At 73.3% G+C, this 4,716-nt stretch carries 3 protein-coding genes and 1 pseudogene; 2 read left to right on the top strand and 2 right to left on the bottom strand.

Features of this window, described 5'->3' with window-relative positions:
• The first annotated feature begins 59 nt into the window (after nt 1-59).
• Both AB8Z36_RS31635 and AB8Z36_RS31630 read left to right on the top strand, forming a co-directional pair.
• Nucleotides 60-701, top strand: a complete 642-nt coding sequence (locus AB8Z36_RS31635) for an N-acetylmannosamine-6-phosphate 2-epimerase (protein ID WP_369216823.1) — start codon at nt 60-62, stop codon at nt 699-701.
• A gap of 80 nt (nt 702-781) precedes the next feature.
• The gene (locus AB8Z36_RS31630) at nt 782-2,242 is read left to right on the top strand and encodes a sialate:H+ symport family MFS transporter (protein WP_369216822.1); all 1,461 of its coding nucleotides are present in this window, start codon (nt 782-784) and stop codon (nt 2,240-2,242) included.
• On the opposite strand, the gene AB8Z36_RS31625 is transcribed toward AB8Z36_RS31630, so the two are convergent.
• Nucleotides 2,232-3,845 carry an alpha/beta hydrolase gene (locus tag AB8Z36_RS31625; RefSeq protein ID WP_369216821.1) on the bottom strand — a complete coding sequence of 538 codons (1,614 nt, stop codon included), beginning with the start codon at nt 3,843-3,845 and terminating at the stop codon, nt 2,232-2,234. The genes AB8Z36_RS31630 and AB8Z36_RS31625 overlap by 11 nt on opposite strands.
• 72 nt (nt 3,846-3,917) lie before the next feature.
• Nucleotides 3,918-4,590, bottom strand: a pseudogene (locus tag AB8Z36_RS31620) (TetR/AcrR family transcriptional regulator).
• Between the last annotated feature and the right edge of the window lie 126 nt (nt 4,591-4,716).

Genomic DNA, 4,716 nt, shown 5'->3' with positions numbered 1-4,716 from the left:
CCCCCTCACCGCGGCGGACATGGACCGCGTCCGGCCTCTCGGACGCGCTCCGGGGCCGACTGATCGTCTCCTGCCAGGCACCGCCCGGTGACCCGATGCGGGACACCGCCACCCTCGTACGGCTCGCCCGCTCGGCGGCGGCGGGCGGTGGCGCCGCGATCCGCGCCAACGAACCCGACGTCGTCGCCGCGGTCACCGCCGCCGTCGGCCTGCCGGTCATCGGCCTGTGGAAGGACGGCGACACSGGCGTCTACATCACCCCGACCGTCCGCCACGCCCTGGCCGTCGCCGAAGCGGGCGCCGCCGTCGTCGCCGCCGACGCCACCGACCGGCCGCGCCCCGACGGCTCCGCCTTCGCCGACCTCGTCACCGCCGTCCACGCGGCCGGGGCGCTCGTGATGGCGGACGTCGCCACCCTCGCCGAAGGCCTGRCCGCCGCCGCGCAGGGCGCCGACCTCATCTCCACCACGCTGTCCGGCTACGTACCCGGCACACCGCGACAGCAGGGGCCCGACCTCGCTTTGGTGGGCGCCCTGGCCGCCGCGACGGACACCCCCGTCGTCGCCGAGGGCCGCATCCACACCCCGGAGCAGGCCGCCGAAGCCCTGGCCCGCGGCGCCCACAGCGTCGTCGTCGGCACCGCCATCACCGCCCCCACGGCCCTCACCGCCCGCTTCGCGGCGGCCCTCACCGGAAACTGACCGAACCCCCGTACTGCCTTGCCCCACTCAGGCGACCGGTCCGCTCAAGGACGAGCACCGCCCCGCATCATGGAGTCACCGTGCAGACCTCATCACCCGCCGCGCCCCGCTGGTACCGCGAGATCAGCGGCACCCAGTGGAAGTCGTTCTTCGCCGCCTGGATCGGCTATGTCCTCGACGGCTTCGACTTCGTCCTGATCACCCTGGTCCTCACGGAGATCAGCGACGAGTTCGACCTGAGCACCGTCCAGGCCGCGAGCCTGATCTCCGGCGCGTTCATCACCCGCTGGCTCGGCGGCGCCGTGCTCGGCGCCCTCGGCGACCGGTACGGCCGCAAGGCCTCCATGGTGCTGAGCATCCTGCTCTACTCCCTGGGCACCTTCGCCTGCGGCTTCGCCTGGAACTACCACAGCCTCTTCGCCGCCCGGCTCGCCATCGGCATGGGCATGGCCGGTGAGTACAGCGCCAGCGCCACCTATGTGATGGAGAGCTGGCCCGCCAAGCTGCGCAGCCGGGCCAGCGGCTTCCTCATCTCCGGCTTCTCGGTCGGCTCGGTGCTCGCCGCGCAGATCTACAACTGGGTGGTGCCCTCGCTGGGCTGGCGGTGGATGTTCTACCTGGGCCTGATCCCGATCGCCGTCGCGCTGTGGATGCGGCGCGCGCTGCCGGAGGCCGCGGAGTGGAGCGAGCAGGTCGCGGACAAGGGCGCCAAGCCCAACCCGTTCCGCCCCCTGTTCGCCACCCGCGGCCGGGCCACCGCCAACGCCGCCCTGACCGTTCTCGCCACCCTCTCCCTGTTCATGGTCTTCACCCCGGCGGGCGAGGGCATGGTGCCCGTCCTGTCGGTCGTCGCGGGCCTCTCGCTCGCCGCCTTCGCCGTGCAGCTCGGCGGCAGGCGCGGCTGGGCCCTGTACCTCTCGATGATCGTCACGCTGTTCTTCGCGTTCCTGTACTCCTGGCCCATCCAGGCGCTGCTGCCCACCTACCTCAAGACCGACCTCGGCTACACCACCGACCAGGTCACCGACGTCCTGTACTTCGCGGGCTTCGGCACCATGGCGGGCTGCTGGACGGCGGGCTTCCTCGGCGACCGGATCGGCGCGAAGAAGGCGTACGCGCTGACGCTGCTCGCCTCCCTGGCCTTCGTCTACCCGGTCTTCGCGGTACGCGACAACCTGCTGCTGCTCGGCATCCTGCTCTTCCTCCTCCAGGCGACCAGCTTCGGCGTCTCCGGCCTGCTGCCGCGCTACATCGGCGGCCACTTCCCCACCAGGACCCGGGGCGCCGCGCTCGGCTTCACCTACAACGTGGGCGCGCTGGGCGGAGCGGTCGCCCCGGTCCTCGGCGCCCACCTCGCCTCCGGCATGAACCTGGGCCAGTCCCTCGCCGTCCTGACCTTCGCGGGCACGGTCATCGTGGTCCTGCTGGTCGGCTTCGACGTACCGGCCCGACTGAACCGCCTCATCGACCCGGACGCGGAGCGGGACCACCTGGCGTCGGAGGCGGCCACGCTCGCCCCCGCGCCGCCGGTCAAGGCCTGAGGCCCTGGCCCCGCGTCGGGACTACACCGGGCGTCCCGGCGCCGGTGCCGGTGGGCGGGGTCTGACCGCGGCAGGTCACATCCCGGCCGGGGAGCCGGCCGTCGGCCAGATAGGCGTTGACCTGCCGGTCCGCGCAGGTGTTGCCGTACTCGCCGAAGATCCCGTGCTGGAGGGCGCCGGGGACGGTCACCAGGCGCGAGCGCGACCACCGCTCGCGCACCCGGCGCGCCCCCGAGTAGACGGTGCGGGGGTCACCCGTGGCGTTGACCAGCAGGGCCGGGACGTCGTTGTCGACCACGGTCGGCTGTTCGGCCGGTGCGTCCCAGAACTCGCAGGCGTTGACGTTGTAGGCCAGGGGAGCGGCGAAGGGGGCCTTGGCGCGGGCGGCCTTGATGTCGCGCCAGTAGCTCCCGGTGCCGCGCCTGGCCGCGACGTCCCCGCACAGGATGGCGGCCTGCACACTGCCCTGCGCCGAACCGGCCTTGGTGGTCAGCCCCGTCAGGACCTCGCTCAGCACGGCGTTCGGCTCGGCGGGCTCGCGGTCGGCGGCGCGGGTCAGGACGCGGGTCGCGGCGGCCAGTTCGGCGCGTGTCGCGTCGAGGTCACTGCCGAGCATGCCGAAGTAGAGCAGCGGTACGAGGTGTTCGTCGAGGCGGAACTCGCCCACCCGCAAGGGCTTGTCGACCGCGGCCCGCTGGACGCGGCGCACGGTGGAGAGGACCGCGTCGGTGGTGCGCCCGAGGGCGTAGGTGTCGTGCCGGGCAGCGGTCCACGCGGCCCAGGAGCGCAGGGCCCGCTCGTTGGCTCCGGTGGCGTCGGCGAGCAGCGACTGGTTGTAGCGGGCGGGGTCGATGACACCGTCGAGCACCATGCGGTCGGTGCGTCCCGGGAACAGTTCGGTGTAGACCTGTCCGAGGTAACTCCCGTACGAGTAACCGAGGTAGGAGATCTTCCCGGCCCCCAGCGCGGCCCGTACGACATCCATGTCGCGCGCGGTGTTGCGGGTGCTGACGTAGGGCAGCACATCGCCGTTCGTACGGCGGCACCGCTCGGCGAGGTCGCGCTGACGGGCGGCCTCGCGCCGGAACGAGGCGTGGCTCTCCCCGGCCGAGACGACCGTGGAGCCGATGTCCCAGCCGCAGTCCAGCGGCGTCGAACGGCCCACGAACCTGGGGTCCACGCCGATGAGGTCGTACTTCTCGGCCACCTCTCCCATCGCCTCGCCGACGGTCAGCGGCATGTCGAGACTGGCCCCGCCCGGGCCGCCGTTGTTGAGCAGCAGCGGTCTCGCGTGCCGGGTGGTGCGGTCGCCGCGCAGCCGGGAGACGGCGATGGTGATCGTCCGGCCGCCGGGGTCGGTGTAGTCGAGGGGCACGGTGAGATCGGCGCACCGGGCGCCCGCGTCGTCCAGTCGCTTGCCCGAGGTGTCGTCGGGGCCCAGCGCGCAGTCGTGCCAGTCGATGGACTGGGTGGAGTACCGCCCGAGCTTCGTCGACTCGCCGACCGCCGTGTCCGCCGCCGCCGGTATGGGTGCCATTCCCGCCGCCACGGCCAGCATCGCGCCCCCGGCTATGGCTGCTCGCCCACAGATAGTCATACGCATGCACGGCACGCTAGGCCGCGCGACCGCTCCGTCTCGCTGCGGGCAGCCCCCGATTCCGGCCGGGGGACAGCCCTACCGTGCGCCGCCCGGTCCCGGCCTCTGCGGCCCCAACTCACCCAGTACGGAACCGAGTTGCTCGGGGGTGAGGGCGGGGTCGGGCAGCGGTGGCGCGGCGTCCGCCGCGCGCAGGCCGTCCAGGAGCAGGGTGAGCGGGCGGCGCCAGGACTCCGGGGCCGCCGCGGCCGTCAGGGCCGGGACGGCGCGGCCGAGCGCCGCCAGCGCGAACAGGACGTCCTCGGTGGTGACATCGGAGCGGATGACGCCCTCGGCCCTGCCGCGGCAGAGGAGCAGCTCGACCGTCTCGCGATTGTGCGCGTGCACGGCCTCCAGGGCGGCGATGCCTTGGAGGTGGGTGGTCATCAGGTCGTTGGTGCCGCGGTCGGTGGCGAGCACGGTGAAGACGGCTTCGAGGTAGCCGGTCAGTCCCGACCAGGCGTCCGGGGCGGTGCGGGCCCGCTCGCCCGCGTCCATCGTGTCGGTCAGCGGATCGCTGAAGACCGCGTCGATGAGGGCGGCGCGGCTGGGGAAGTGCCGGTACAGCGTCGCGTTGCCCACGCCCGCCCTGCGAGCGATGACGTCGAGCGGCGCTTCGAGCGAAGACCTCGTGGGCCGCCGCCACGAGCAGCTCCCGGTTGCGGCGGGCGTCGCGGCGTCGTGGGGGTGCGGGATCTGCGCCGGCGGTCATCTGCCGTCCTTTGTCGGGTGGTGGGTCCGGCGGGGCGGACGCACCGGCCGGGCATGGCCGGGCGGACCCCGGCAGGGCAAGCGGGGAGCGCTCCCCGCCTGCGATGCTATCGCCCGTCCCGTGGAC

Origin of the sequence: Streptomyces flavofungini, from assembly GCF_041028215.1 — a bacterium.
Taxonomy (GTDB): Bacteria; Actinomycetota; Actinomycetes; order Streptomycetales; family Streptomycetaceae; genus Streptomyces; species Streptomyces flavofungini_B.
This window is presented reverse-complemented; position numbering and strand designations above follow the sequence as displayed.